Genomic DNA, 24,710 nt, shown 5'->3' with positions numbered 1-24,710 from the left:
GTCGGCTCCACCGTACGGGGGAGGGGTACCGGGCGCGGCACCGGACGCACCGTCAGTTCTCGGATGGCGCCGGGCCGTGCGGGTGCTCACCATCCTTTTCATGCGTGGATTCCTTGCTTCCTCGATCGGCGTCGCGACGGCCGCCGCACTGGCCCTGCCCCTCGCGCTCCCTACTCAGGCCCTGGCCGCTCCTTCCACGGGTGCGGTCGCTCCCGTGACCCCAGGCGGGTCCACCCAGTCGCTGCCGCTCGTCCCCCTGGGGCCCTCGGCGGTCCGCACCCCCGGCGTGCCCGGCATGAGCGCCGCGCCCCGCGGGCCGGAGACGCAGGGCCTCGGCGCCCGCGAGGTCAAGACGTTCTCGCTGGTCGGCGTCGTCTGGGACGACGCCGGCACCGAACTCCACGGCCGCGTCCAGGTCCGTACCCGCTCCGCCCGGACCGCCACCTGGTCCGACTGGCAGGACGTCGAGATCCACAACAGCGAGCACGCGGCCGACCCCGGCGCGGCGGAACGCGCGTCCGGCCGCGTCCGCGGCGCCACCGCCCCGTTGTGGGTCGGCGAGTCCGACGGCGTCGAGGTCCGCGTCCAGGCGGAACCCGGCGACGCGCCCGCCACCCGCCCGGCATCCCGGCTGCCCTCGGGCATGCGGATCGAACTCGTGGACCCGGGCGCGGACGTGCCCGTCAGGGCGGTGGACGGCAAGAACGGCGGCCCGGCGGGCGACGACAAGGGGGAGCTGGTGCCCCCCGGCATGACGATGGAGATGGCCGAGGCCTCCGCGGCGAACGTCCCGCACGCCGCGCTCGGCGCCGACGAGATCCCGGAGCTGAACAAGGCCGACTCCACCGCCGACGCCGTGTTCGCGAGCGACGGCGAACTGACCGCGGCGGCCGCCCCGTTCATCGGCCCGCGGCCGCGCATCGTCACCCGCAAGGGATGGGGCGCCGACGAGTCCCTGCGCGAGAAGGCCTTCGTCTACACCAGCACGGTGAAGGCGGCCTTCGTCCACCACAGCGCCTCCGGCAACAACTACGCCTGCAAGGACGCCCCGGCGGTGCTGCGCAGCCTGTACCGCTACCACGTGATCAGCAGCGGTTGGCGCGACCTCGGCTACAACTTCGCCGTCGACAAGTGCGGCACCGTCTACGAGGGCCGCGCGGGCGGCGTCTCCAAGGCGGTGCTCGGCGCCCACACCATGGGCTTCAACACGAACAGCATGGGCGTCGTGGTGCTCGGCACCTACACCTCGGCGGCGCCCCCGGCCGTGGCGCTCGACGCGGTCGCCCGCCTCACGGCCTGGAAGCTCGGCCTCTTCGGCCGCGACCCGCGCGCGAAGACGACCCTGACGTCGGGCGGCGGCAACCGCTACCCCAAGGGCAAGAACGTCTCGATGAACGTCATCTCGGGCCACCGCGACGGCTTCGCCACGGAATGCCCGGGCAAGAAGCTGTACGGCAAGCTCCCGACGACGCGGACGAGCTCGGCCCGCCTCCAAGGCCGCCCTTAGCCTCCGGCGGTCCGCAGGGGCCGTGCGGGCGGCTCCACCCCCGGGCCTCGGCCCCCGTCCGCCCCCGACGGTCCCACCGCTGCCGGGGCTCCGCCCCGGACCTCCTACGGCGCTCCGCGCCCGCGCCTCAAACGCCGGCGGGGCTGGAATGTCCAGCCCCGCCGGGCGGCATGTGAGCGCAGCGCGGCCACATCCAGCCCCTCCGGCGTTTGAGGAGCGGGTCCGGGCGGAGCCCGGCGGGGTTCGGGGCGGAGCCCCGGTCCTTACAGCCCCGCCGATAGCCGCGGGTCCGGGCGGAGGCCGGTGGGGGTTGGGGGTCGCGCATCCGGCAGGGCTACGCTCGACGCATGGCCGGCCGCTTCGATCCCCTCACCCGTACCGCCGTGCGCGGCGGCCGCACCGCCGTCCCCCCGAGCCGGGGGGCCACCGCCGGCGCCGGCGCCAGGGAACGCCGGTGGACCCCCGAGGGTCCGCTCGACCTCGGCCTGACCCTCGGCCCCCTCCGGCGCGGCCCCGGTGACCCCACCTTCCGCACCACCCCCGACGGCTCGGTCTGGCGCACCGCCCGCACCCCGCAGGGCCCGGCCACCCTCCGCGTGACCCGCGCGGGCGAGCAGGTGCACGCCGAGGCCTGGGGCCCCGGCGCCGACTGGTTCCTCGATCGGCTGCCCGTGCTCCTCGGTGCCGGCGACGACCCCGCCGCCTTCGTCCCCCGCCACCGCCTCGTGCACGCCAGCCACCGCCGCCGCCCGGGCCTGCGGCTCCTGCGCACCGGCATGGTCCTGGAGTCCCTGGTCCCCACGATCCTGGAGCAGAAGGTCACGGCCGACGAGGCCTACCGCGCCTGGCGCCGCCTCGTGCGGCAGTACGGCGAGCCCGCGCCCGGCCCGCAGGACATGTACGTCGTGCCCGACGCCCGCACCTGGGCCATGATCCCGTCCTGGGACTGGCACAAGGCCGGCGTCGACTCCAAGCGCTCCGCGACCATCGTCCGGGCCGCCCGCGTGGCGAACCGTCTGGAGGAGGCCGCCGCCATGCCCCCGGCCGAGGCGGTGCGCAGGCTGGAGGCCGTTCCCGGGATCGGCCCGTGGACCTCCGCCGAGACCCTCCAGCGCAGCAACGGCGACCCCGACGCCGTGACCACCGGCGACCTCCACCTGCCCGGCATCATCGGCTACGCCCTCGTCGGCGACCGCGACACCGACGACGACGCCATGCTGGAGCTCCTCGCCCCGTACGCCGGGCAGCGCCACCGCGCCGCCCGGCTCATCCTCCTCGCGGGTCACACCCCGCCCCGCCGCGTGCCGCGCATGCCGCGCAGTGACATCGGCCGGCTCTGACGCGTCCGACCCGCATGCGCGTCCCGCGTCCCGCGTCCCGCGTCCCGCGTCCCGCGCCCCGCGACCGCGTCAGCGGACCTCGATGAAGTCCTCCGCCGTCCGCGGCGGCCGCCCGGGCGGAGCCGAGGCCGGGTGGCCCACCGCGACCGCCCCCATCGGGTCCCAGTCCCGCGGCAGCCCCAGCACCTCCCGCACCACGTCCCGGCAGAACATCGTCGAGGACACCCACGCCGACCCCAGCCGCTCCCCGGCCAGCGCGACCAGCAGGTTCTGCACGCCCGCGCCCATCGCGACCACGAACATCTCCCGCTCCGCCGCGTCCCGGCGCGCGTGCCCGTAGTGGTGCGCGCCGTCCGTCACCAGGCACGGCACCACCAGGTAGGGGGCGTTGCGCAGCACGTCCCCGCGCCGCACCCGCTTCGCCACTGACTCCTCGGACTTGCCGTCCGCCCGCAGGTCCGCGATCCACGCGTCCCGCATCGCGTCGAGCAGTGCGGTCCGCGAGGCCTCGGACTCCAGCAGCACGAACCGCCACGGCGTCGTGTGGTGCGGGGCCGGGGCGGTCACGGCCGCCGCCACCGCCCGCCGGACCGCGCCCGGGTCCACCGGCTCCGCCGTGAAGGCGCGTACGGTACGGCGCTGCGTGACGGCTTCCCGTACCGCCTCCGAGGTGCCCAGCCGGAACATGTCGTCGGCGGGGGTGCGCACCAGGTCCCGAGCCGTGGAGCCCTCGCCCAGGACGTGGGTCAGGCCGCGCACGACGGCCACGGGCAGTCCGGCCGCCTTGCCCTTGACCAGGTCGCCGGCGGCGGCCAGTTCGTCCGCGGTGGCCACGACCGTCGCGCTCAGCGGGTTGCCGTGCGCGTCCGTGGCCCCGCGCAGGTCGTCCAGGACCCGCACGCCGGCCGAGCCGATCGCCACGTCGGTGAGTCCGGTGCGCCAGGGCCGCCCGAAGGTGTCGGTGACGACCACGCCCACGTCCACGGAGAGGACGTCGCGCACGCCGGCGCGGATCGCGGCGGCCGAGGCGTCGGGGTCCTCGGGCAGCAGCAGCACGGTGCCGGGGGCGGTGTTGGAGGCGTCCACCCCGGCGGCGGCCATCACCAGGCCCTGCCGGTTCTCGACGATGCGCAGGGGGCCCCGGCGCGCGACGACCCGTACGGTTTCCGCGTCTATGGCCGCCTCGCGCGAGTCGGCCTCCACGATCCGGCCCTCGGCCTTGGAGACGATCTTCGACGTGACGAGCAGGACGTCCCCGTCGCGCAGGTCGGGCGCGGCCGTCGTGATCAGCTTCGCCAGGTCGTCGCCCGGCCTGACCTCCGGCATCCCGCCGACGGCCCGCACCTCGTACGAGGGCGCGCGCCCGGGGGTCGGCTCCGTCACCGGGAGGCCTCCGCCAGGTCCAGCGCGGCCCGGGCCATCTCCGCGGTGGCCTCCAGGTCGGTCATCATCAGCGGCACCGCGCGGCAGGTGATGCCGGCGGCCTCCACCTCGGCGACGGCGTCCGCGTCGGCGGTGTCCACCAGCCAGCCGTCGAGCAGCCCGGTCCCGTAGTGCAGGGCGACCGCCGCGGCCGTGGCCTCGACGCCGACCGCGGCCAGCACCTTGTCGGCCATCCCGCGCACGGGCGCGCCCCCGACGATGGGGGAGAGGCCGATCACGGGCGCCCCGGCGGCGGCCACGGCCTCCCGGATGCCGGGCACGGAGAGGATCGTCCCGACCGAGACCACGGGGTTCGAGGGCGGGAAGAGGATCACGTCGGCGGCGGCGATGGCCTCCAGCACGCCGGGCGCGGGCTTGGCCTGCTCGGCGCCGACGGGTACGACGGCCTCCGCGTCCACCGCAGCGCGCAGCCGGACCCAGTACTCCTGGAAGTGGATGACCCGTCGCTCTCCCGTCCCGGCCTCGGTGATCGCGACGTGGGTCTCGACCCGGTCGTCGGACATGGGCAGCAGCCGCACCCCGGGCTGCCAGCGGTCGCAGAGGGCCTCGGTGACGGCGCTCAGCGGGTAGCCCGCGCCGAGCATCTGCGTACGGACGATGTGGGTGGCGAAGTCGCGGTCGCCGAGGCCGAACCAGGTGGGGCCGACCCCGTACGCGGCGAGCTCCTCCTTGACGGTGAAGGACTCGTCGGTGCGGCCCCAACCCTGGTCCTCGTTGATGCCACCGCCGAGGGTGTACATCACCGTGTCGAGGTCGGGGCACACCTTGAGCCCGAACAGGTGGATGTCGTCACCGGTGTTGCCGATGACCGTGATGTCCGCGTCGGGCACTGCCGACTTGAGTCCGCGGAGGAACCGGGCGCCGCCTATACCGCCGGCCAGAACAACAATGCGCATGCGGACAGTCTGTCAGCGGTGCGGCGGGAGGGTCAGGCGGGTACGGACTCGGTCTCGGTCTCCGGCCGGGACTCGGCCGGGGAGCAGCTGTGCATCGGCATCTCGGTCAGGCCGGGGAAGTACACGTGCAGGCTGACCGCGCCGTCGAGGGTGTCGTTGACGACCTCGTGCGCGAAGCCGGGGGCGAGGACGCGCTGGGTTCCGGGGCGGTGGGTGAGCCGTCCGCGTGAGGTGTGCTCGGTGAGCTCGCCCTCGAGCACGGTCAGGACGCCGGAGGAGGCGCCGTGGTCGTGCGGGCCGCTGCCCTGGCCGGGGACCCAGCTGAGCAGCCAGACCTCGTAGCCGGGGCCGGTGCGCAGCCGGTGGTACCAGCGGGTGGTGGCGTCGTAGCGGACGAGGTGCTCCCAGGAGGCGCGGTCCTCGGCGATGGAGCGGGCGAGGCCGACGAACTCGGCGACGGTGGCCGGATGTTCCCGGGCGGGCTGGAGGAGGTGCTGGACGGCGAGGATGTCGCCGGCGATCTGCAGGTCGCTCTCGACGGGCGCGGGCCCGGCGGCGGCAGGGGCGGCGGCGGTGGGGGTGGCGCTGTACGTGCTGTTCATCGTGGGGGTTACCTCGACGGATGTCAGTCGTGCTGGCGGTTGCTGTGGGGGCGGGCCGGAGCTCACGGGAGCCGGGGCTCCTGGGGCATCAACAGCTGCAACAGCAACAGCGAACCTGGGCAGCGCACAGGAACCCACGAATGGGGGTCCGGGTGGCGACTGCGGGCGCTGACATGCGAACAAGGAGAACGGTTCGGAGGTCGGACTGTCAACCCAATGTCCGGTTTGGTGTAAAAGTTTCACCTCATCCGGTTACTGCGTACGGAGAAAGGTTTGTGCAATGCACGGCAGGGCAAGTGGCGCTGTGCCAGGGCTCAAACCCAACCCGTCATCTCGTGACCGGAATGTGATCTGCGCCGCTTCTCCGGACGGATCGCAACCCCGCCCGCAGGTGGCACGTGGATAACGGGTGAAGGGGGGAGTCTCGCGACACCTGATGCATGTGTCACGATTTTTGGCGATATGAACACTTTCTGCATACGCTTGGTTCCGCAGAGTGAATAAGGGGCCCAATAGCAGATCCCGGCTTGACTGCTCCGGAGCCACGCACTTGTAATTTCACTCGTGTCGTTACGTAGCGATCAGTGACGGCATCACCACGGGGACGCACAGACAGAGCGAGGGGCGCACATGACCGAGCTGTTTCAGGAACTGCTGGTCGAGGAGGCGGACGAGGAGCTCGGATGGCAGGAGCGCGCTCTGTGCGCCCAGACCGACCCCGAGTCCTTCTTCCCCGAGAAGGGCGGCTCCACCCGCGAGGCCAAGAAGGTCTGCCTCGCCTGCGAAGTCCGCTCCGAATGCCTTGAGTACGCCCTCGCCAACGACGAGCGATTCGGCATCTGGGGCGGCCTGTCCGAGCGCGAGCGCCGCCGGCTGAAAAAGGCAGCGGTCTGAAACGGCCGGGGCACCACCGACCCGGCACCCACCGCACCACGCACGACATATCGAACGCACGGAACGAATCACGCACAGCACGACGAACGGTCCGCCTCCTGCACCTTCCCCGCAGGAGGCGGACCGTTGTGTTGCCAGCCGTTAGGGTGGGGCGCTGTCCAGCAGCCTCCGAGGGCACACCACCCCCGGACCCTCCCCCCGGCCCCGTCCGGGGGGACCCCCAGGCCGGAGGGCCAGTAGCGCGATGTCCCTGCACAGCCAGTCGGCGGCCTCCCACCAGGCCCCCGCCACACCCGAGTTCCCCCGGCACGTGGTCACGGCGGTCCTCGTCGCCCACGACGGCGCCCGCTGGCTGCCGCGGACACTCGCCGGCCTCCTCGGCCAGGAACGCCCCGCCCAGAACCACGTCGCCGCCGACACCGGCAGCGCCGACGAATCCGCGCGCCTGCTCACCGAGGCCCTCGGCGACGACCGCGTCCTGCACCTCGCCCGCCGCACCGGATTCGGTACGGCCGTGGACGAAGCCGCCCGGAGCGCGGGCACCCTGACCCCCGAGGACCTCCCGTACCTCAAGCGCCCCAGCGGCTGGGATCCCGTCAGCCGTACCTGGCGCGACGACACGTACGACCTCCCCGAACTCCCCCACGGCGAACCCGTCCAGTGGCTCTGGCTCCTGCACGACGACAGCGCCCCCGAACCCGACGCCCTCACCGAACTGCTCCGCGTCGCCGAGGAGAACCCCGACGCCGCCGTCATCGGCCCCAAACTGCGCGGCTGGTACGACAAGAAGCAGCTCCTCGAAGCCGGCGTCACCATCGCCCGCAGCGGCCGCCGCTGGACCGGACTCGACCGCCGGGAACAGGACCAGGGCCAGCACGACCAGGTCCGCCCCGTCCTGTCCGTCTCCACCGCCGGCATGCTGGTCCGCCGCGACGTCTACGACGACCTCGGCGGCTTCGACCGCCGCCTGCCGCTGATGCGCGACGACGTCGACCTGTGCTGGCGCGCCCAGAGCGCCGGCCACACCGTCCTCGTCGCCCCCGACGCCGTCCTGCGCCACGCCGAGGCCTCCGCCCGCGAACGCCGCACCGTCGACTGCGCCGGCCGCACCGCGGCCGGCCCGCACCGCGTCGACAAGGCCGGCGCCGTCTACACCATCCTCGCCAACAGCTCCGGCCGCGCCCTGCCCTACGTCCTGCTGCGCGTCCTGCTCGGCACCGTCCTGCGCACCCTCGCCTACCTCATCGGCAAGGCCCCCGGCCAGGCCGTCGACGAGATCACCGGCCTCCTCGCCACCCTGCTGCGCCCCGGCCGGATCCTCGCCGCCCGCAAGGCCCGCCGCCGCCCCGTCGTCCCCGCCGCCGACCTGCGCCCGCTCTTCCCCCCGCCGGGAGCCTCCCTGCGGGCCAACGCGGAACAGCTCGCCGGCTACTTCGGCGGCGACCGCGACACCGACGTCGCCCCCGCCGGCCGGCACGGCGGAGGCAGCATCCTGACCGCCCCCGGCGAGGACGGCGACTACGCCGTGGCCGAGGAACGCTTCGCCCGCCTCAAGCGGATCGCCCGCAACCCCGCGCCGGTCCTCTTCGGCCTCCTCCTGCTCGTCTCCCTCGCCGCCTGCCGCGCCCTCCTCGTCGGCGGCTCCCTGATGGGCGGCGCCCTGCTCCCCGCCCCCGACAGCGGCCCCGACCTATGGCGCGCCTACACCGACGGCTGGCACGCCGTCGGCACCGGCTCCACCGCCTCCGCGCCCCCCTACCTCGCCGTCCTCGGCGCCCTCGCCACCCTGCTGTTCGGCTCCACCCAGGCCGCACTGACCCTGCTGCTCGTCGGATCCGTCCCGCTCGCCGGCCTCACCGCCTACTTCGCCTCCCGGCCGCTCGTCGAGTCCCGACTGCTGCGCGCCTGGGCCGCCATCGCCTACGCCTTCCTGCCCGCCGTCACCGGAGCCCTCGCCGGCGGCCGCCTCGGCACCGCCGTCCTCGCCGTCGTGCTGCCGCTCATCGCCCGCTCCGCCGTCGCCGCCTTCGCACTCGGCGGCGGCGAGGCGACCGCCGACAGGCGGGGCAGCCTGCGCGCGGTGTGGACGTACACGCTCCTGCTGACCCTGGCCACCGCCTTCACCCCCGTCGTCTGGCCGCTCGCCGCCGTCCTCGGGACCGCCGCACTCGTCCTGCGCCGCGCGCACTGGAAGGCGTACGCCCCCCGGCTGCTCGCCACCCTCGCCGTCCCGCTGGTCGTGCTCGCCCCCTGGTCGATCGGCCTGCTCACGCACCCCGGCCGCCTCCTCCGGGAAGCCGGACTGCCCTACGGAACCGGCGCCGCCGGCGCCCTCGACCTGCTCGGCATCGACCCCGGCGGCCCCGGCACCGGCGCCGGCCTGCTGCTCGCCGGCATCGTCCTCGCCGCGCTGGCCGCCCTGCTGCGCACCGACCGCCGCTTCGCCGTCCACACCGCCTGGGCCGCCGCCCTGGCGGCGCTGCTCCTCGCCGTCCTCGTCAACCGGACCGCCTGGGCCGGCCCCGCCAGCCTCGTCTACGGACTGGCCCTGCTCGCGGCCGCCGCGATCGGCGCGGACGGTGCCAAGGAGCGGGTCGCCGCCCGCAGCTTCGGCTGGCGCCAGCCGCTCGCCGCGCTCATCGCCCTCGCCGCCGCCGCGGGCCCGCTGGTCGCCGCCGCCACCTGGATGATCGCCGGCGCCGACGGCCCGCTGGAACGCCGCGACCCCGTCCAGGTCCCCGCCTTCGTCGCCGACGCCGGCGGCGACGACAACCAGACCCGCACCCTGATCCTCGACCTGGACCCGCCCGCCACCGTCTCCTACAGCCTCGTCCGCGGCTCCGGCGGCCGCCTCGGCGACGCCGAGATCACCGCCCGGACCGGCGGCGACCCCCGCCTCGACAAGGTCGTCTCCAATCTCGTCGCCGGCTCCGGCGCCGACCAGTCCAGCCAGCTCAGCGCCTACGCCATCCGCTTCGTGATGTTCCGCCCCGGCGGCCCCGAAGAGATCCGCCGCGTCCTCGACGCCACCCCGGGCCTGAGCCGGCGCCACCAGCAGGACGGCACCTCGCTGTGGGGCGTCGAACCCTGGCTGCCCCGCGCCGTCATCATCTCCGGCAAGCAGGGCGAGGCCCCGATCCCGGTCGCCGCCGGCCCCGTCGAAGCCCACGGCAAGATCCCCTCGGGCGAGGCCGGCCGCGTGCTGCGCATCGCCGACCGCGCCGACGCCGGCTGGCAGGCCACCCTCGACGGCAAGCCCCTCAAGGCGAAGACCCTCGACGGCTGGGCCCAGGGCTTCGAACTGCCCGCCGCCGGCGGCCGCCTCGACCTCGTCCACGAGGACTCCCTCGTGCAGAGCGCCTGGTACTGGGCACAGGGCCTCCTCGCCCTGGTCCTGCTGGTGATGGCCCTGCCGGGCCGTCGCGCCCGGCTCGACGACGACCTGCCCGAGGAGGAGGCCGCGATCCCGTCCCAGCCCGGCCCGGGCGAGGCCGGCGAGGGCCGTCGTGCCCGTCGGCTGCGCGCCGAGGCCGAGCCCGCCCCCGTACCGGTGGAGACCGCCGCGGTCGCCGACCCGTACGCGCAGATCCCGCCGCAGCCGGTCTACGGCGAGGAGGCGTACGCCTACCAGCCCTACGGCGACCAGGGCGGCTACGCCTACGAGCCGCAGCCCCAGCAGCCGGGCCCGTACGAGCAGTGCCCGGGATACGACCAGGGCCGGCCGGGAGACCAGGGCCAGCAGGGACAGCAGGGACAGCAGGCCTACGAGGCCCCGTACCCGCAGCAGTACCCGTACGAGCAGTACGAGCAGTACGAGCAGTACGACCCCCACGCACCGTACGACCCCCACGCACCGCACGACCCGCGTCCTGACGGGAGCCCCCAGCAGTGAAGCAGCGCGCACCCCTGACGCTGGCCGCCGTGACCGCGGCGCTCGCCGCCCTCACCGGCATCGCCGCCCTCACCGCCCCCGCCGCCGACGGCAAGACCGCCGACGGCAAGGCGGCCACCGCGGCCCGGATGCCGGTGGAGCGGTCCCTGCTGGTGTGCCCGGGGCCCAGCTCCTCGGACATCGCGGAGACCACGTACACCTCCTTCACCCCGGGCGCCCCCGCCGGAGAGGGCAAGGGCTCGGCCCGGCTGCTCGGCGCGACCAAGGACGCCAAGCCGGTGCTGGAGGCCAAGGAACCGGGCAAGGCCGTCGGAGCCACCGCCAACGGCGCCGACGCGCCCGCCCTCACCGGCAGCGCCGACGGGGTCCTCGCCCCCGGCTGGACGGCGCAGCTGACCACCAAGGTCTCGGTCGGCCGCGCCCGCGGCGTGCTCGGCGTCGGCTGCACCGCGCCCGGCACCGACTTCTGGTTCCCCGCGGTGAGCACGGCCAAGGGCCGCGAGGACTACGTCCACCTCACCAACCCCGACGACGCCGCGGCCATCGTCGACATCAAGCTCTTCGGCCCGGACGGACTGGCCAAGTCCGAGGGCGGCACCAGCGAGAACATCCGCGTCGACCCCAAGTCCACGAAGACCGTCCTGCTCTCCTCCCTCGTCCCGGGCGCCCAGCTCGCCGACGCCACCGCCCACGTGACGACCCGCGCGGGCCGGGTGGGCGCCTCGGTGCAGGTCGCCGAGGAGGGCGTCGGCGCCGACTGGCTGCCGGCCTCCACGGACCCGGCGGGCTCGCTGGTGCTGCCGGGCATCCCGGCCGACGCCGCCTCCGTACGGCTCGTGGCCTTCGTACCGGGCGAGGAGGACGCGGACCTGAAGGTGCGCCTGGCGGCGCCCGGCGGCGCGATCAGCCCGGCCGGCAGCGAACAACTGCACGTCAAGGCCGGTATGACGGCCGTCCTGGACCTCAAGGACCTGACCCGCGGCGAGCCCGGTTCGCTGCTGCTGGGCCCGGCCGACGCCAAGAAGGCCGCCCCGGTCGTCGCGGCGGTACGGGTGGTCCGCGGCAGCGGCGCCAAGCAGGAGCTCGGCTTCGTCCCGGCCGCCGGACCCGTCGGCACCCGGGCGACCGTGGCCGACAACCGGCCCGACGAGAACACGACCCTGCTGTCGCTGACCGCCCCCGCGGCGGACGCCAAGGTCAAGGTGACGGCCTCGCCGGGCACCGGCGGCGGCGAGCCGGCCTCCCAGGAGGTCACCGTCAAGGCGGGCACCACCCAGACGCTGTCGCCGGCCCCGGCCGGCGGCAAGGGCTCCTACGCACTGACCGTCGAGACCCTCTCGGGCGGCCCGGTCCACGCGGCCCGCACCCTGTCCCTCCCCGCCGAGGGCATCGCGATGTTCACCGTCCAGACCCTGTCGGACGACCACTCCACGGTCGCCGTCCCCCGGGCCGCCCAGGACCTCTCGGTCCTGACCGGGTAACCCGGATCCACCGGACGACGAGGCGGGGACCCCCGGGGGTCCCCGCCTCCGTCAGTCCTGCCCGTACCGCGGGTCCACGGTCTCGGGCGACAGCCCCAGCAGCTCCGCCACCTGCTCCACCACGATCTCGTGGACCAGCATCGCCTTCTCGTCCCGCGTCTTCGTGCGGATCTCCACCGGCCGCCGGAAGACCACCACCCGGGCCGGCCGCCCTTCGCGGGACTCCGACACCGCACCCAGCGGCACCGCCTCGTCGTTCCAGCCGCCGTCCGCGCCACCCGGCGGACCCGGGACGTCACCGACGAGGAACTCCACCTCGGCCAGCTGCGGCCAACGCCGCTCCAGCCGCTCCACGGAGTCCCGTACGAGGTCCCCGAACAACTCCGCCCGGCTCGCCGCCAGCGGCACCTGCGGAGGGGCCACCGGCCCGCGCATCCCGCGTCCGTGCCGGTCCCGCCGGCGCGGACGCGGCTCGGTGGGAGCCCCCGCGGGGGGCTCGCCGGGGCAGGGGGGCAGAGGGGTGTCCATCACCCCCGCAGGGTAGCCCCGAGCACGACACGGGGGAGTGAGCGGCGGTGGAGTCGTCGCGGCCCGGTCAAGAGTGCGGTACCGTCCAACGTCGTGAGCCTTGTACGTCGTTGTTCGCGCACCGCGTGCGGCCGCCCTGCCGTCGCGACACTGACGTACGTCTACGCCGATTCGACCGCAGTTCTCGGCCCGCTCGCCACCTACGCCGAACCCCATTGCTACGACCTGTGTGCCGAGCACTCGGAGCGCCTGACCGCCCCGCGCGGCTGGGACGTCGTCCGCCTGTCCGACGGCTCCGGGCCGTCCCGCCCCAGCGGCGACGACCTCGAAGCCCTCGCCAACGCGGTCCGCGAAGCCGCCCGGCCGCCCGGCCGCGCGGCCGAGGCCGGCGGCTCCGGCCAGGGCCGCCCGGTCACCGGCGAGACCCGTCGCGGACACCTGCGCGTCCTGAGATCGCCCGATTCCTGACGCCCCGATCGCCTCGGAAGGCACTCCTGGTTCAAGGTAGGTTTGCCGAACCGCACAGAACCTCAGGAGGGCAGGCAGTGGCCGCAGATCTTTCGAACATCGTCAAGGCGTACGACGTGCGTGGTGTCGTGCCGGACGAGTGGGACGAGTCCTTGGCGGAGCTGTTCGGTGGTGCGTTCGTCGAGGTGACGGGTGCTTCGGCGATCGTGGTGGGGCATGACATGCGGCCGTCGTCGCCGGGTCTGTCGGGGGCGTTCGCGCGGGGTGCGGCGGCGCGTGGGGTGGATGTGACGTTGATCGGTCTGTGTTCGACGGACCAGCTGTACTACGCGTCGGGTTCGTTGGGGCTGCCGGGTGCGATGTTCACGGCGTCGCACAATCCGGCGCGGTACAACGGCATCAAGCTGTGTCGGGCGGGCGCGGCTCCGGTGGGTCAGGACACGGGTCTGTCGCAGATCCGTGAGCTGGTGGAGAAGTGGTCCGAGGAGGGCGCGCCCGCGATTGCGGAGGGCACCGTCGCGGGCACGGTCACGGAGCAGGACACCCTCACCGGTTACGCCGCGCATCTGAAGGGTCTGGTGGACCTGTCGTCGATCCGTCCGTTGAAGGTGGTGGTGGACGCGGGCAACGGCATGGGCGGTCACACCGTCCCGACGGTGTTCGAGGGCCTGCCGCTGGAGGTGACGGAGATGTACTTCGAGCTGGACGGCACGTTCCCCAACCACGAGGCGAACCCGCTGGACCCGAAGAACATCGTGGACCTGCGGGCCCGTGTCCTGGCGGAGGGCGCCGACCTGGGTATCGCCTTCGACGGTGACGCGGACCGCTGTTTCATCGTGGACGAGCGCGGTGAGGGGGTGTCGCCGTCGGCGATCACGGCGTTGGTCGCGGCGCGTGAGCTGGAGCGCAACGGCGGGTCGGGCACGGTGATCCACAATCTGATCACCTCCTGGTCGGTGCCGGAGGTGGTGCGGGAGAACGGCGGCACCCCGGTGCGTACGCGGGTGGGTCATTCCTTCATCAAGGAGGAGATGGCGAAGACGGGTGCGATCTTCGGTGGTGAGCACTCGGCGCACTACTACTTCAGGGACTTCTGGAACGCGGACACGGGCATGCTGGCGGCGCTCCACGTGCTGGCGGCGCTGGGTGGCCAGGACGGTCCGTTGTCGGAGCTGGTGGCCTCCTACGACCGCTATGCGGGTTCGGGGGAGATCAACTCGACGGTCGACGACCAGGCGGCCCGGCTGGCGGCGGTGAAGGCCGCCTACGGCGGCCGTGAGGGTGTCACGATCGACGAGCTGGACGGTCTGACGGCCACGGCCGGGGACTGGTGGTTCAACGTCCGCGCCTCCAACACCGAACCCCTGCTGCGCCTGAACGTCGAGGCGCGGGACGAGGTCACCCTGGCGAAGGTCCGCGACGAGGTCCTCACCCTCATCCGCGCCTGACCGCACACCGGCCGACACCCGGGCTCCGCCCCCTCCAGCCCGCCGACGTTCGAGGCGCGGGTCCGGGCGGAGCCCGGTGCCCGGCGGAGCCGGGTTCCCGCAGCCGCCCGCTCCGGCGGACCGCCGCGCGGAGCCGGGTTCCCGCGGCCACGCCCGCCCCGGCGGACCGCCGCCCCAGCTGCGGCTTCGGGCCCGACGGCGCCCCCACGACACCGCACCGGAGTTGACTCGGCGGTACGCTGACCTCGCCCCACCCCGGAACCATCCGTATGCCCGAAGGGAACGCCCCATGCCGCTCGAAGCCGGCCTCCTGCAGATCCTCGCCTGCCCCGCCTGCCACTCGCCCCTCGAGGACAAGTCGGCCGACGAGACGGCCCCCGAGCTGATCTGCACCGGCCAGGACTGCGGCCTCGCGTACCCGGTCCGCGACGGCATCCCGGTGCTCCTGGTCGACGAGGCCCGCCGCCCCGCCTGATCACTTCCGCAACCCTGGATCCGTCAACACCGCCGGAGGCCGCCATGCTCGACGAGTCGCTCCTCGACGCACCGGACGATCTCGCCCGCGTCGACCGACGGGGCCTGCTCCGCGGCGCGGCCGAGGCCGGCGCGAGAGTCCGTACCGCGGCCCGGCACGCGAACGAGGCGGGCCTCGCGGAGCTGCGGCCCGACGGCCGCCCCCGCGCGGTCCTGATCGCCGGGCCCGGCACCGCCGCCACGGGCGTCGCCGACCTGCTGGGGGCCCTCGCCGGCGCCTCCGCGCCGGTGATCCGGCTCGACCCCACCGGCGTCGCGCACGCCGCCGGCGCCCTGCGCTGGGCCCTGCCCGGCTGGGCCGGACCGATCGACCTGCTGCTCATCGCCACCACCGACGGCACCGAGCCCGGGCTGGCCGTCCTCGCCGAGCAGGCGTACCGGCGCGGCTGCACCGTCGTCGCCGTCGCCCCCGAGCGCTCGCCGCTCAGCGAGGCCGTGGACGGCGCGCACGGACTCCTCGTCCCGATGGCCAAGGCCCCGTACCAGGAGTACGACGAATCCGCCGCCGCGGGCCCCGGAGCCCTGTGGGCCCTCCTCACGCCCCTGCTGCTGCTCCTGGACAAGGTCGGCCTGATCACCGCCGCCCCCGACACCCTCCAGCTCGTCGCCGACCGGCTCGACCGCACGGCCGAACGCTGCGGCCCCGCCATCGCCACCTACTCCAACCCGGCCAAGACCCTCGCCGCCGAGCTGGCCGACTCCCTCCCGCTCATCTGGAGCGAGGGCGCCGGCGCCGCACCCGCCGGCCGCCGCTTCGCCGCCACCCTCGCCGAGCTCGCCGGCCGCCCCGCACTGGCCGCCGCGCTCCCGGAGGCGCTGCCCGCCCACGGCATCCTGCTCGCCGGGGCCTTCGCGGCGGGCGCCGACCCCGACGACTTCTTCCGCGACCGGGTCGAAGAGCCCCAGGCCCTGCGCGCCCGCGTCGTCCTGCTGCGTGACCGGCCGGCGGGCGGCCTCACCGCCGCCCCCGCCGCACGCGAGCTCGCCCTCAGCCACGACACGGCCATCAGCGAGCTCGAACCGGAGGAGGGCGTCGAGCTGGAGCAGCTCGCCGAACTCCTCGCCGTCACGGATTTCGCCACCGCCTACCTGGCGTTGGCCTCCGGGGGACACGGCTGAGGTTCACGCACCTGCCCCGGCTCTATCCAGGAAGACGACGATGGACCGCCTGACGAACACGATCCGCCCCTACGCCTGGGGATCCACCACGGCCCTCCCCGCGCTCCTCGGTGTCGAACCCACCGGTGAGCCCCAGGCCGAGCTGTGGATGGGCGCCCACCCCGGTGCCCCCTCCCGCCTCGACCGCGGCGCCGGCCAGGTCGCCCTCTCGGACGTCATCGCCGCCGACCCCGAAGGCGAGCTCGGCGCGGCCACCGTCGCCAAGTTCGGTCCCCGGCTGCCCTTCCTCCTCAAGATCCTCGCCGCGGGCGCGCCGCTCTCCCTCCAGGTCCACCCCGACCAGGCCCAGGCCAAGGCGGGCTTCGAGGACGAGGAGCGCCGCGGCGTCCCGATCGACGCCGGGCACCGCAACTACAAGGACCCCAACCACAAGCCCGAGATGATCTGCGCGCTCACCGCGTTCGACGGACTGTGCGGCTTCCGCGCGCCGCTGGACGCCGCCGACCTCCTCGCGGGCCTGGACGTGGACAGCCTCAAGCCGTACGTCGACCTGCTGCACGCGCACCCCGAAGAGGCGGCCCTGCGCGAGATGCTCACCGCCGTACTGACCGCGGACCGCGCCGAGATGGCCCACACCGTCCACGAGACCGCGGTCGCCGCCGAGCGCCTGGGCGGACCGTACGCCCCGTACGCCACCCTCGCCCACCACTTCCCGGGCGACCCGGGGGTCATCGCGGCCATGCTGCTCAACCACGTCCGACTCCAGCCCGGCGAGGCGATGTTCCTCGGCGCCGGCGTCCCGCACGCCTACATCGACGGCCTCGGCGTCGAACTGCTCGCCAACTCCGACAACGTGCTGCGCGCCGGACTCACCCCCAAACACGTGGACGTGCCCGAACTGCTGAAGATCGCGCGCTTCGAGCCGGGCGACCCGAACGTGCTGCGCCCCGAAGGAGACGGCGGCGAGGAGGTCTACGAGAGCCCCATCGACGAGTTCCGGCTCTCCCGCTTCCTCCTCGCGCCCGGCGGAGCCTCCCGCGTGCTGGCGTACGACGCCCCGCAGATCCTGCTCTGCACGGCCGGTTCGGTGACGGCCGGCGAACTGCCGCTGACCCCCGGCGAATCGGTCTTCGTACCGGCGGGCGAAAAGGTCGAACTGTCCGGAAGCGGGACGGTCTTCCGGGCCACCGTGGTGGTCTGACGCCGTGTCCGTCCCGTCGGCTGCAACAATGTGCGGCCGGTAATCAGTGGCTAGGAAGGACATCCTGCACCCATGAGCGCGTCGGGCGGTACCAGGGCGATCGTGGCGGCACTCGCCGCCAACCTCGCCATCGCTGTAGCCAAATTCGTGGCATTCCTCTTCAGCGGTTCCTCGTCGATGCTCGCGGAAAGCGTCCACTCGCTGGCGGACTCCGGGAACCAGGGCCTGCTGCTCCTCGGCGGAAAGAAGGCCCAGCGCGAGGCGACCCCGCAACACCCCTTCGGGTACGGGCGCGAGCGCTACATCTACGCCTTCCTCGTCTCCATCGTGCTCTTCACCGTCGGTGGCATGTTCGCCATCTACGAGGGCATCGAGAAGGTCAACCACCCGCACCCGATCGAGGCCTGGTACTGGCCGGTCGGCGTCCTCCTCTTCGCGATCATCGCCGAGTCCTTCTCCTTCCACACCGCGATCAAGGAGTCGAACGAGATCCGGGGCAAGCAGACCTGGACCCAGTTCGTCCGGCGGGCCAAGGCCCCCGAGCTGCCCGTCGTCCTCCTGGAGGACCTCGGGGCGCTCATCGGCCTGGTCCTGGCGCTCGGCGGCGTCGGCCTCGCCCTGCTGACCGGCAACGGCGTCTGGGACGGCGTCGGCACCCTCTGCATCGGCACCCTGCTCATCGCGATCGCGATCGTCCTGGCCGCGGAGACCAAGTCCCTGCTGCTCGGCGAGGCCGCCGGCCTCGAAGAGATCGAGAAGATCAAGACCGCGCTCGTCGACGGGGACGTCGTCACCCGCGTCATCCACATGCGGACCCTGCACCTCGGCCCGGAGGAGCTCCTGGTCGCCGCCAAGATCGCCGTCGAGGGCCACGACACCGCGACCCAGGTGGCGGACGCGATCAACGCCGCCGAGGCCCGCATCCGCGAGGCCGTCCCGATCGCCCGCGTGATCTACCTGGAGCCGGACATCTACCGCCCCGAAGCCGCCAAGTAACCCACGGACGCACGAAGGCCCCCGCGAGCACCGGCCCGCGGGGGCCTTCGCACACCCCGCCCCGCACACCCCGCCCCGCGGGCGCCGGCCCTCAGTCCGAGGAGCCGGGGGCGGCGACACCCCAGGCGGGCTGCGCCGCCGCCGGCTTCCCGCGGCGCGCCACCAGCGCGACGACCCCCAGCACGCCCCCGAGCAGGAACACGACGGCGCCGACGACCCCGAGGCCGCCCGCGACGACGAGCTCCGTCGGCTCCGCGACGGCCTCGCCGCGGATCGCCGACAGGGCGATGGTGCCGCCGTCCTGGGCGAGGTGCATCGAGGAGTCCGCGGAGTTCCCGCGGTTGTCACCCATGACGAAGATCCGCCCTTCGGGCACCGTCACGTCGAACTGCACGACCGCCGGAACCGATCGGTCCAGGATGTACGGCTCCTCCAACGGCTCCCCGTTGAGCCGCAGCGTGCTCTCGCCCCGCCGGTGCTCGATCCGGTCGCCGCCGCGCGCCACCACCCGCGACAGCAGGAGCCCGCCGGCCCGCCACTGCGGAACCGACGCGAGCACCACGTCCCCGCGCCCGATCTCCAGCTCCTCGCCCGCCGCCCCCATGGAGAACCAGCCGCTGTCCCCCGACGCGTACGTCGGCCGCATGTGGACGCTCGGTACGCGGTGCCTCTCGTAGTCCACCTCCGAGTGCCCGTCGGACACGGCCCCATAGACCGTCCCGCCGAGTACGAGCAACCCGCCCGCCACCAGCAGCACGATCGCCCCGATGCCGCGTCTGCGGCCCCGCCTGCGTTCCATCCGCCCCGCCCTTCGATCCGTTTCCCGTGCGCGCCGCATCGTACGGACCGCGGTCGGGGCCGTGACCAGGGGATCTCGCGCAGCACGTCCGGGATGTCCGTGCGTCGGCGAGGAGCAGACCGCCGACCGCCACGACGGGGGCCGGCCCGGTCCGCACCGCCTGTCTGACATCGTTGTCACGGGGCGCGTTCGTCCGATGGGTCCCGAAAACGCCCGCCGGGGGGCCTCACACCGCCGCACGCCTTCTTCCCCGTCCTTCCTCGTCTGACTGGGGCTCACTCCACCGATCGGTGTAGATTCGTCGTCAGTGTCAGGCGTCGCTGCTGATGGCGGGTCGGGCGGTCCTCGCGACCGGCCGAGGGGAGAGAGGACCCCCGACGGACTGTGCTCGGTGTCCCGTCCCCAGGACGGCGCACGGACCAGCCGTACCCACCTCTCGAACCATGAGGAGCAGCACCCATGGACTTCAAGGTCGCAGACCTGTCCCTTGCCGCGTTCGGCCGCAAGGAGATCACCCTGGCCGAGCACGAGATGCCGGGCCTGATGTCGATCCGTCGCGAGTACGCCGAGGCGCAGCCGCTGGCCGGCGCGCGCATCACCGGCTCGCTGCACATGACGATCCAGACCGCGGTCCTGATCGAGACGCTGGCCGCCCTCGGCGCCGAGGTCCGCTGGGCCTCCTGCAACATCTTCTCCACCCAGGACCACGCGGCCGCCGCCATCGCGGTGGGCCCGAACGGCACCCCGGAGGACCCGCAGGGCATCCCCGTCTTCGCCTGGAAGGGCGAGACGCTGGAGGAGTACTGGTGGTGCACGGAGCAGGCGCTGACCTGGCCGAACACCCCCACCGGCGGCCCGAACATGATCCTCGACGACGGTGGTGACGCCACCCTCCTCGTCCACAAGGGCGTCGAGTTCGAGAAGGCCGGCGCGGCCCCGGACCCGTCGACCGCGGACTCCGAGGAGTACGCCCACATCCTCACCCTGCTCAACCGCACCCTCGGCGAGTCCCCCCAGAAGTGGACCCAGCTCGCGTCCGAGATCCGCGGCGTGACGGAGGAGACCACCACGGGTGTTCACCGCCTCTACGAGATGATGGCCGAGGGCACGCTGCTGTTCCCGGCGATCAACGTGAACGACGCGGTGACGAAGTCGAAGTTCGACAACAAGTACGGCTGCCGCCACTCGCTGATCGACGGCATCAACCGTGCCACCGACGTCCTCATCGGCGGCAAGACCGCCGTGGTCTTCGGCTACGGCGACGTCGGCAAGGGCTGCGCCGAGTCGCTGCGCGGCCAGGGCGCCCGCGTGATCGTCACCGAGATCGACCCGATCTGCGCGCTGCAGGCGGCGATGGACGGCTACCAGGTCGCCACCCTGGACGACGTCGTCGAGACGGCGGACATCTTCATCACGACCACCGGCAACAAGGACATCATCATGGCCGCCGACATGGCCAAGATGAAGCACCAGGCCATCGTGGGCAACATCGGCCACTTCGACAACGAGATCGACATGGCCGGTCTCGCGAAGATCGAGGGCATCGTCAAGGACGAGGTCAAGCCGCAGGTCCACACCTGGAAGTTCCCCGACGGCAAGGTCCTGATCGTGCTGTCGGAGGGCCGTCTGCTGAACCTGGGCAACGCCACCGGGCACCCGTCCTTCGTGATGTCGAACTCCTTCGCGGACCAGACCCTGGCCCAGATCGAGCTCTTCACGAAGCCCGAGGAGTACCCGACCGAGGTCTACGTGCTGCCCAAGCACCTCGACGAGAAGGTCGCCCGCCTGCACCTCGACGCCCTCGGCGTCAAGCTCACCACCCTGCGCCCGGAGCAGGCCGCCTACATCGGCGTGCAGGTCGAGGGCCCGTACAAGCCGGACCACTACCGCTACTGATCACCCCCTGATCAGCTCCTGATCAGCTCCTGAAAGAACGCCTGATCAGCGGCGGCAACGTGAAGCAGGCCCCCGGCATCCGTGCCGGGGGCCTGCCCCGTATCCCTCGACCAGCCGACGCCCCGAGCCCCCGACGCCCTCGATCCCAAGAAGTGTGCGCACCATGCCCCGCGGCCGTTACTCCCTCCACGACCCGCACGACCACACCCCCCTCGGCGAGGAGCACTTCCACTGCGCCCCCGGGCCCTCCGGCTGGCGCTACGTCTCCCAGCTCACCGCCCCGAACGGCGACCACCGCGGCTCCGTCGACCTCGCGATCGACGAGCTCGGCCGCCCCATCCGCCTCGAAGTCAACGCCGCGAGCTGGCAGGTCCGCGGGGCCGCCATCGACGGCGTCACCTGGGTCCGCACCGACCCCACCGGCACCGAAGCCACCGAGGGCAACATCGCCGCGCCCGGCTTCACCGGGACCTCCCCGGCCTTCCTCGTCGCCACGGCCCGCCTGCTGCGCCTGACCCCCGGCGCCCCCGCCACCCGCGTCCGGCTCCTCGCCCTCACCGACCCGGTCCTGGCCCCCCGTACGGTCGACCAGGCGTGGGCCCTCCTCGGCCGCGAGGAACACCCCACCGACAGCGGCCCGCTCCTGGTGGACGAGTACCAGGTCACCGCCCTGGACACGGGCGAGGTCCATACGGTCCACCTCGCGGGTGACGTCGTCCTCGCGGCCCCGGGCATCGAACTGGAACACCTGGAGACCCCGCCCTCGACCTTTCCCGAGGACTGACGCCCGCCCGGCTCCCCGGCCCGGGTCAGCCCTGCTCGTCGGGGTGGCTCCACTCGACGGCGCAGGCCGCCGAGGGCACGGCTTCCTTCGCGTACCAGGCGACGGACTTCTCGAACTCCGGGCACCACAGGTGGGCGCGGCTGACGGAGACCGGGAAGTCGGTGGCGCCGACGACGACGTGGCCGCCGTCCTCCCGCCGGACGTCGATCGTGACCTGGCGGTCGATGCACTCGTCGCGCATCAGTTCGCGGAGTTCCCCGACGACGGCTTGCGCCCCGGCCTCGTCGTCGATGCCCGTGACGCGGAAGGTGAAGGCGAGGTTCGCTGACATGCGCGCAGGCTAGACGATCAGGCCGGGGGCGCGAACCCCGTCGCGGGGCGGGGCGGCACGGGCGGCTCGGGCATCGCGCCCGGCACCGGGACCGGAGCCGGAGCCGGCTCGTGGGCCGGGGCGAGGGCCGGGGCCGGGGCCTGCGGTGTCGCCGGCGGAGCGGCCTGCGGTGCGTACGCCCCGGGGCCCGGCTGCCCCCACGCGGCGGGCGTCGCGGGCGCGCCGGGCGGCGCGTACGCGGGCGCGACACCGGGTCCGAAGGCGCGGGCCGCGTCCCGGCTCTGCCGCTCGTGCACGACCGCCATCAGGAACGCGGCAGCCGGCACACCCACCGGCGGCGGCGCCCCCGTGCGCGCCACCAGGTCGTCCGCGAGCCGCGCCGCCATGGAGGCGCCCACCTGCGGATCCAGCTGGTTCATCCGCGTCAGGTACTGCCGTATCGCCAGCCACAGCCCGTCCGGCACCGCCGACAGGTCCAGCCCGGTGAACCGCCCGGCCAGCCACGGCGGAGGCGGCGGCACCGGCATCACCCGGGCCCCCGGCACCCGTTCGCGGACCACCAGCGTCCCGCCGAAGACGTCCCCGAGCCGCCGGCCGCGCGCCGAGACCAGCGAGGCGATGCACGCCACCGTCCCGAAGGTCAGCAGCAGCTCCACCACCCCCATGGCCCCGCGGACCAGCGCGTGCCGGAACCGGATCGGCCCGCCGTCGTCCCGCACCACCCGCAGCCCGCACGCGAGCTTGCCCAGCGAACGCCCGTGGGACAGCGTCTCGACCGCGATCGGCACACCGACCATCAACAGCAGGAAGCTCGCCACCCCCACCGCCGCCTGCGCGGCGTCGTCCAGCGAAGAGGTCGCGAGGGCCAGGCCGACCGAGAGCAGCACGTAGCCGGTGACGTACACGATCAGGTCCAGGACGATCGCCAGCCCGCGGCTCGGCAGCCTCGCGGGCCGCAACCCCAGGACGACCGCGTCCCCCGTCACCAGATCGCTCACCGCAGCACCTCTCATGTGACCTGCCCCGCCCCGTCGGCCTCCAGTCTGCCAAGCTGACCACACGAGGAGTAGGCAGCAGCAGGTGACCTGGGGCAGGGGAGCGGCAACCGGATGGATCTCGACGTCTTCGTGACGGCACACCGGGCGGAATGGGACCGCCTGGAGCAGCTCCTGGGCCGCGGCCGCAAGCTCACCGGTGAGGAGGCCGACGAGCTCGTCGCGCTCTACCAGCGCACCTCCACCCATCTCTCCCTGCTCCAGTCCAGCGCCCCCGACCCGATGCTCACGGGCCGGCTGACCCAGCTGGTCGCGCGCGCCCGCGCCACGGTGACGGGCACCCGCCGGGCCGGCTGGCGCGACGCCGCCCTCTTCTTCACGGCGGTCTTCCCGGCCGCGGTCTACCGCAGCCGCCGCTGGTGGATACCGACCGCGCTGCTCTCCACGGCTCTCGGCGTGCTCATCGGCTGGTGGATAGCCACGCACCCCGAGGTCCAGGGCGCCATCGCGGCCCCGGCGGACCTGAAGGCGCTCACGCAGCCGGGCGGCGAGTACGAGACGTACTACTCCAGCCACCCGGCGGGCTCGTTCGCCGCGAAGGTCTGGACGAACAACGCGCAGGCGGCGGCGATCTGCCTCGTCCTCGGCGCCTTCCTCGGACTTCCCGTGCTCTGGATCCTGTTCCTCAACATGGCCAACCTCGGCGTCGGACTGGGACTGATGGCCTCCGCCGGCCGCCTCGACGTCTTCCTCGGACTGATCCTCCCGCACGGCCTGCTCGAACTGACCGCCGTCTTCGTGGCCGCGGGCACCGGCCTGCGCCTGGGCTGGACGGTCATCGACCCGGGCCCCCGCACCCGCCGCACCGCCTTGGCGGAACAGGGCCGCGCGGCCCTCGGCATGGCCATCGGCCTGGCCGTGGTCCTGTTCGTCTCGGGCCTGATCGAGGGCTTCGTGACCCCGTCCGGCCTCCCCACCTGGGCCCGCATCACCATCGGCATCCTCGCCGAGGCCGCCTTCCTGATCTACGTCTTCGTCCTGGGCGGCCGGGCCTCCCGTGCGGGTGAGGTGGGCGACGTGGAAGCCGCGGACCGGACGGCGACCCTCCCGACCGCTGCCTGATGTGCGCACCAGAGCGCTGAGCTGCTAGTCTCCTCGTCGTCCCGCGAGGACCGTTGACACGGAGCGCGCGGGGAGGTAGATTCGAACGGTTGCCTCGAACTGGACAAGTTCGGCAGCGATGGTTTAACCTATCTCTCGCCCCCATCAAGGAATTGAATTCCAGTGGGGCGTAGCCGACTCCTCATTCAGGAATCCGAGCCGGGAAATCCGGTGGAGAACTTCTGATAGAGTCGGAATCGCCGGAAAGGGAAAGCGCGAAAGCGCCGGAACCGGAAAGCACCGAGGAAGTCGGACGCGAAAGAGTCTGATAGAGTCGGAAACGCAAGAACACAGCAACACAACAGAACGAAAGCCCGGAGGAAAGCCCGAGAGGGTGAGTACAAAGGAAGCGTCCGTTCCTTGAGAACTCAACAGCGTGCCAAAAATCAACGCCA

At 73.4% G+C, this 24,710-nt stretch carries 22 protein-coding genes; 14 read left to right on the top strand and 8 right to left on the bottom strand.

From position 1 onward, the window contains the following. Positions 1-100: 100 nt before the first annotated feature. The gene (locus ACFYP3_RS16480) at positions 101-1,507 is read left to right on the top strand and encodes a peptidoglycan recognition protein (protein WP_388832267.1); all 1,407 of its coding nucleotides are present in this window, start codon (positions 101-103) and stop codon (positions 1,505-1,507) included. A 347-nt stretch (positions 1,508-1,854) separates the two neighbouring features. After that, entirely contained in the window at positions 1,855-2,847 is a 993-nt protein-coding gene (locus ACFYP3_RS16475; protein WP_388832264.1) for a DNA-3-methyladenine glycosylase family protein, read from the top strand. 69 nt (positions 2,848-2,916) lie between these two features. On the opposite strand, the gene ACFYP3_RS16470 is transcribed toward ACFYP3_RS16475, so the two are convergent. Genes ACFYP3_RS16470 through ACFYP3_RS16460 form a run of 3 tightly spaced genes read right to left on the bottom strand, consistent with a single transcriptional unit; the run spans position 2,917 to position 5,788 of the window. Continuing rightward, a complete protein-coding gene (locus ACFYP3_RS16470; protein ID WP_388832262.1) occupies positions 2,917-4,230 on the bottom strand; it encodes a coenzyme F420-0:L-glutamate ligase in 1,314 nt (437 codons plus the stop codon). Beyond that, on the bottom strand, positions 4,227-5,186 hold the full coding sequence (gene cofD, locus ACFYP3_RS16465) for a 2-phospho-L-lactate transferase (RefSeq protein ID WP_388832259.1): 960 nt from the start codon (positions 5,184-5,186) through the stop codon (positions 4,227-4,229). The genes ACFYP3_RS16470 and cofD overlap by 4 nt, the downstream gene beginning before the upstream one ends. Before the next feature lie 32 nt (positions 5,187-5,218). Beyond that, positions 5,219-5,788 carry a cysteine dioxygenase gene (locus tag ACFYP3_RS16460; protein WP_388832256.1) on the bottom strand — a complete coding sequence of 190 codons (570 nt, stop codon included), beginning with the start codon at positions 5,786-5,788 and terminating at the stop codon, positions 5,219-5,221. A gap of 630 nt (positions 5,789-6,418) precedes the next feature. On the opposite strand from ACFYP3_RS16460, the gene ACFYP3_RS16455 reads away from it, so the two are divergent. The 3 genes from ACFYP3_RS16455 to ACFYP3_RS16445 all read left to right on the top strand — a co-directional run bounded on the left by ACFYP3_RS16455 (position 6,419) and on the right by ACFYP3_RS16445 (position 12,055). After that, positions 6,419-6,682 carry a WhiB family transcriptional regulator gene (locus ACFYP3_RS16455; RefSeq protein ID WP_003983763.1) on the top strand — a complete coding sequence of 88 codons (264 nt, stop codon included), beginning with the start codon at positions 6,419-6,421 and terminating at the stop codon, positions 6,680-6,682. A gap of 244 nt (positions 6,683-6,926) precedes the next feature. Next, positions 6,927-10,574, top strand: coding sequence for a glycosyltransferase (locus ACFYP3_RS16450; RefSeq protein WP_388832253.1), 3,648 nt, complete (start codon positions 6,927-6,929; stop codon positions 10,572-10,574). Beyond that, positions 10,571-12,055, top strand: a complete 1,485-nt coding sequence (locus ACFYP3_RS16445) for a DUF5719 family protein (RefSeq protein ID WP_388832250.1) — start codon at positions 10,571-10,573, stop codon at positions 12,053-12,055. Before ACFYP3_RS16450 ends, ACFYP3_RS16445 begins: the two co-directional genes overlap by 4 nt. A 51-nt stretch (positions 12,056-12,106) precedes the next feature. On the opposite strand, the gene ACFYP3_RS16440 is transcribed toward ACFYP3_RS16445, so the two are convergent. Next, entirely contained in the window at positions 12,107-12,583 is a 477-nt protein-coding gene (locus tag ACFYP3_RS16440; protein WP_078893109.1) for a metallopeptidase family protein, read from the bottom strand. 93 nt (positions 12,584-12,676) lie between these two features. On the opposite strand from ACFYP3_RS16440, the gene ACFYP3_RS16435 reads away from it, so the two are divergent. The 6 genes from ACFYP3_RS16435 (at position 12,677) to ACFYP3_RS16410 (ending at position 18,349) form a co-directional block, all read left to right on the top strand. After that, entirely contained in the window at positions 12,677-13,051 is a 375-nt protein-coding gene (locus ACFYP3_RS16435) for a DUF3499 domain-containing protein (protein ID WP_319734150.1), read from the top strand. 77 nt (positions 13,052-13,128) lie between these two features. Next, complete coding sequence (locus ACFYP3_RS16430; protein ID WP_388832247.1) at positions 13,129-14,499, top strand: phosphomannomutase/phosphoglucomutase; 1,371 nt, start codon at positions 13,129-13,131, stop codon at positions 14,497-14,499. 289 nt (positions 14,500-14,788) lie between these two features. Continuing rightward, positions 14,789-14,974: a Trm112 family protein gene (locus tag ACFYP3_RS16425; protein ID WP_030015246.1), complete on the top strand. Its 186-nt coding sequence runs from the start codon at positions 14,789-14,791 to the stop codon at positions 14,972-14,974. A 44-nt stretch (positions 14,975-15,018) separates the two neighbouring features. Continuing rightward, positions 15,019-16,152 (top strand): SIS domain-containing protein, encoded by a 1,134-nt coding sequence (locus ACFYP3_RS16420; RefSeq protein WP_388832244.1) that lies wholly within the window; start codon positions 15,019-15,021, stop codon positions 16,150-16,152. Between the two features lie 40 nt (positions 16,153-16,192). Next, positions 16,193-17,353, top strand: coding sequence for a mannose-6-phosphate isomerase, class I (gene manA / locus ACFYP3_RS16415; RefSeq protein ID WP_388832241.1), 1,161 nt, complete (start codon positions 16,193-16,195; stop codon positions 17,351-17,353). A 72-nt stretch (positions 17,354-17,425) separates the two neighbouring features. Next, positions 17,426-18,349: a cation diffusion facilitator family transporter gene (locus ACFYP3_RS16410; protein WP_388832238.1), complete on the top strand. Its 924-nt coding sequence runs from the start codon at positions 17,426-17,428 to the stop codon at positions 18,347-18,349. Between the two features lie 91 nt (positions 18,350-18,440). On the opposite strand, the gene lepB is transcribed toward ACFYP3_RS16410, so the two are convergent. Beyond that, a complete protein-coding gene (gene lepB / locus ACFYP3_RS16405) occupies positions 18,441-19,148 on the bottom strand; it encodes a signal peptidase I (RefSeq protein WP_388832235.1) in 708 nt (235 codons plus the stop codon). A 459-nt stretch (positions 19,149-19,607) separates the two neighbouring features. Between lepB and ahcY the strand changes: the two genes are divergently transcribed. Beyond that, a complete protein-coding gene (ahcY, locus tag ACFYP3_RS16400; RefSeq protein WP_388832232.1) occupies positions 19,608-21,044 on the top strand; it encodes an adenosylhomocysteinase in 1,437 nt (478 codons plus the stop codon). Between the two features lie 163 nt (positions 21,045-21,207). Then, positions 21,208-21,828 (top strand): hypothetical protein, encoded by a 621-nt coding sequence (locus ACFYP3_RS16395; RefSeq protein WP_388832229.1) that lies wholly within the window; start codon positions 21,208-21,210, stop codon positions 21,826-21,828. 25 nt (positions 21,829-21,853) lie between these two features. Here ACFYP3_RS16395 and ACFYP3_RS16390 read toward each other — a convergent pair whose 3' ends face one another. Then, positions 21,854-22,159, bottom strand: coding sequence for a hypothetical protein (locus tag ACFYP3_RS16390; protein WP_388832226.1), 306 nt, complete (start codon positions 22,157-22,159; stop codon positions 21,854-21,856). A 17-nt stretch (positions 22,160-22,176) separates the two neighbouring features. Next, entirely contained in the window at positions 22,177-23,157 is a 981-nt protein-coding gene (locus ACFYP3_RS16385; RefSeq protein ID WP_388832223.1) for an RDD family protein, read from the bottom strand. 111 nt (positions 23,158-23,268) lie between these two features. Here ACFYP3_RS16385 and ACFYP3_RS16380 point away from each other — a divergent pair, with 111 nt between their 5' ends. Further along, the gene (locus tag ACFYP3_RS16380) at positions 23,269-24,276 is read left to right on the top strand and encodes a stage II sporulation protein M (RefSeq protein WP_388832220.1); all 1,008 of its coding nucleotides are present in this window, start codon (positions 23,269-23,271) and stop codon (positions 24,274-24,276) included. 181 nt (positions 24,277-24,457) lie between these two features. On the opposite strand, the gene ACFYP3_RS16375 is transcribed toward ACFYP3_RS16380, so the two are convergent. Next, positions 24,458-24,710: hypothetical protein (locus tag ACFYP3_RS16375; RefSeq protein WP_388832217.1), on the bottom strand; the 253-nt coding region annotated here is incomplete at its 5' end.

It is taken from the genome of Streptomyces sp. NPDC005533 (genome assembly GCF_042871845.1).
Taxonomy (GTDB): Bacteria; Actinomycetota; Actinomycetes; order Streptomycetales; family Streptomycetaceae; genus Streptomyces.
Note: the sequence above shows the minus strand (reverse complement) of the source record. Positions and strands in the feature narration are given on the sequence as shown.

Excerpts from the sequence above, each read along its gene's own strand:
- ACFYP3_RS16480 (WP_388832267.1), top strand. The coding sequence starts at position 101 with ATGCGTGGATTCCTTGCTTCCTCGATCGGCGTCGCGACGGCCGCCGCA.
- ACFYP3_RS16475 (WP_388832264.1), top strand. The coding sequence starts at position 1,855 with ATGGCCGGCCGCTTCGATCCCCTCACCCGTACCGCCGTGCGCGGCGGC.
- cofD (WP_388832259.1), bottom strand. The coding sequence starts at position 5,186 with ATGCGCATTGTTGTTCTGGCCGGCGGTATAGGCGGCGCCCGGTTCCTC.
- ACFYP3_RS16460 (WP_388832256.1), bottom strand. The coding sequence starts at position 5,788 with ATGAACAGCACGTACAGCGCCACCCCCACCGCCGCCGCCCCTGCCGCC.
- ACFYP3_RS16455 (WP_003983763.1), top strand. The coding sequence starts at position 6,419 with ATGACCGAGCTGTTTCAGGAACTGCTGGTCGAGGAGGCGGACGAGGAG.
- ACFYP3_RS16450 (WP_388832253.1), top strand. The coding sequence starts at position 6,927 with ATGTCCCTGCACAGCCAGTCGGCGGCCTCCCACCAGGCCCCCGCCACA.
- ACFYP3_RS16440 (WP_078893109.1), bottom strand. The coding sequence starts at position 12,583 with ATGGACACCCCTCTGCCCCCCTGCCCCGGCGAGCCCCCCGCGGGGGCT.
- ACFYP3_RS16425 (WP_030015246.1), top strand. The coding sequence starts at position 14,789 with ATGCCGCTCGAAGCCGGCCTCCTGCAGATCCTCGCCTGCCCCGCCTGC.
- ACFYP3_RS16420 (WP_388832244.1), top strand. The coding sequence starts at position 15,019 with ATGCTCGACGAGTCGCTCCTCGACGCACCGGACGATCTCGCCCGCGTC.
- manA (WP_388832241.1), top strand. The coding sequence starts at position 16,193 with ATGGACCGCCTGACGAACACGATCCGCCCCTACGCCTGGGGATCCACC.
- ACFYP3_RS16410 (WP_388832238.1), top strand. The coding sequence starts at position 17,426 with ATGAGCGCGTCGGGCGGTACCAGGGCGATCGTGGCGGCACTCGCCGCC.
- lepB (WP_388832235.1), bottom strand. The coding sequence starts at position 19,148 with ATGGAACGCAGGCGGGGCCGCAGACGCGGCATCGGGGCGATCGTGCTG.
- ahcY (WP_388832232.1), top strand. The coding sequence starts at position 19,608 with ATGGACTTCAAGGTCGCAGACCTGTCCCTTGCCGCGTTCGGCCGCAAG.
- ACFYP3_RS16395 (WP_388832229.1), top strand. The coding sequence starts at position 21,208 with ATGCCCCGCGGCCGTTACTCCCTCCACGACCCGCACGACCACACCCCC.
- ACFYP3_RS16390 (WP_388832226.1), bottom strand. The coding sequence starts at position 22,159 with ATGTCAGCGAACCTCGCCTTCACCTTCCGCGTCACGGGCATCGACGAC.
- ACFYP3_RS16380 (WP_388832220.1), top strand. The coding sequence starts at position 23,269 with ATGGATCTCGACGTCTTCGTGACGGCACACCGGGCGGAATGGGACCGC.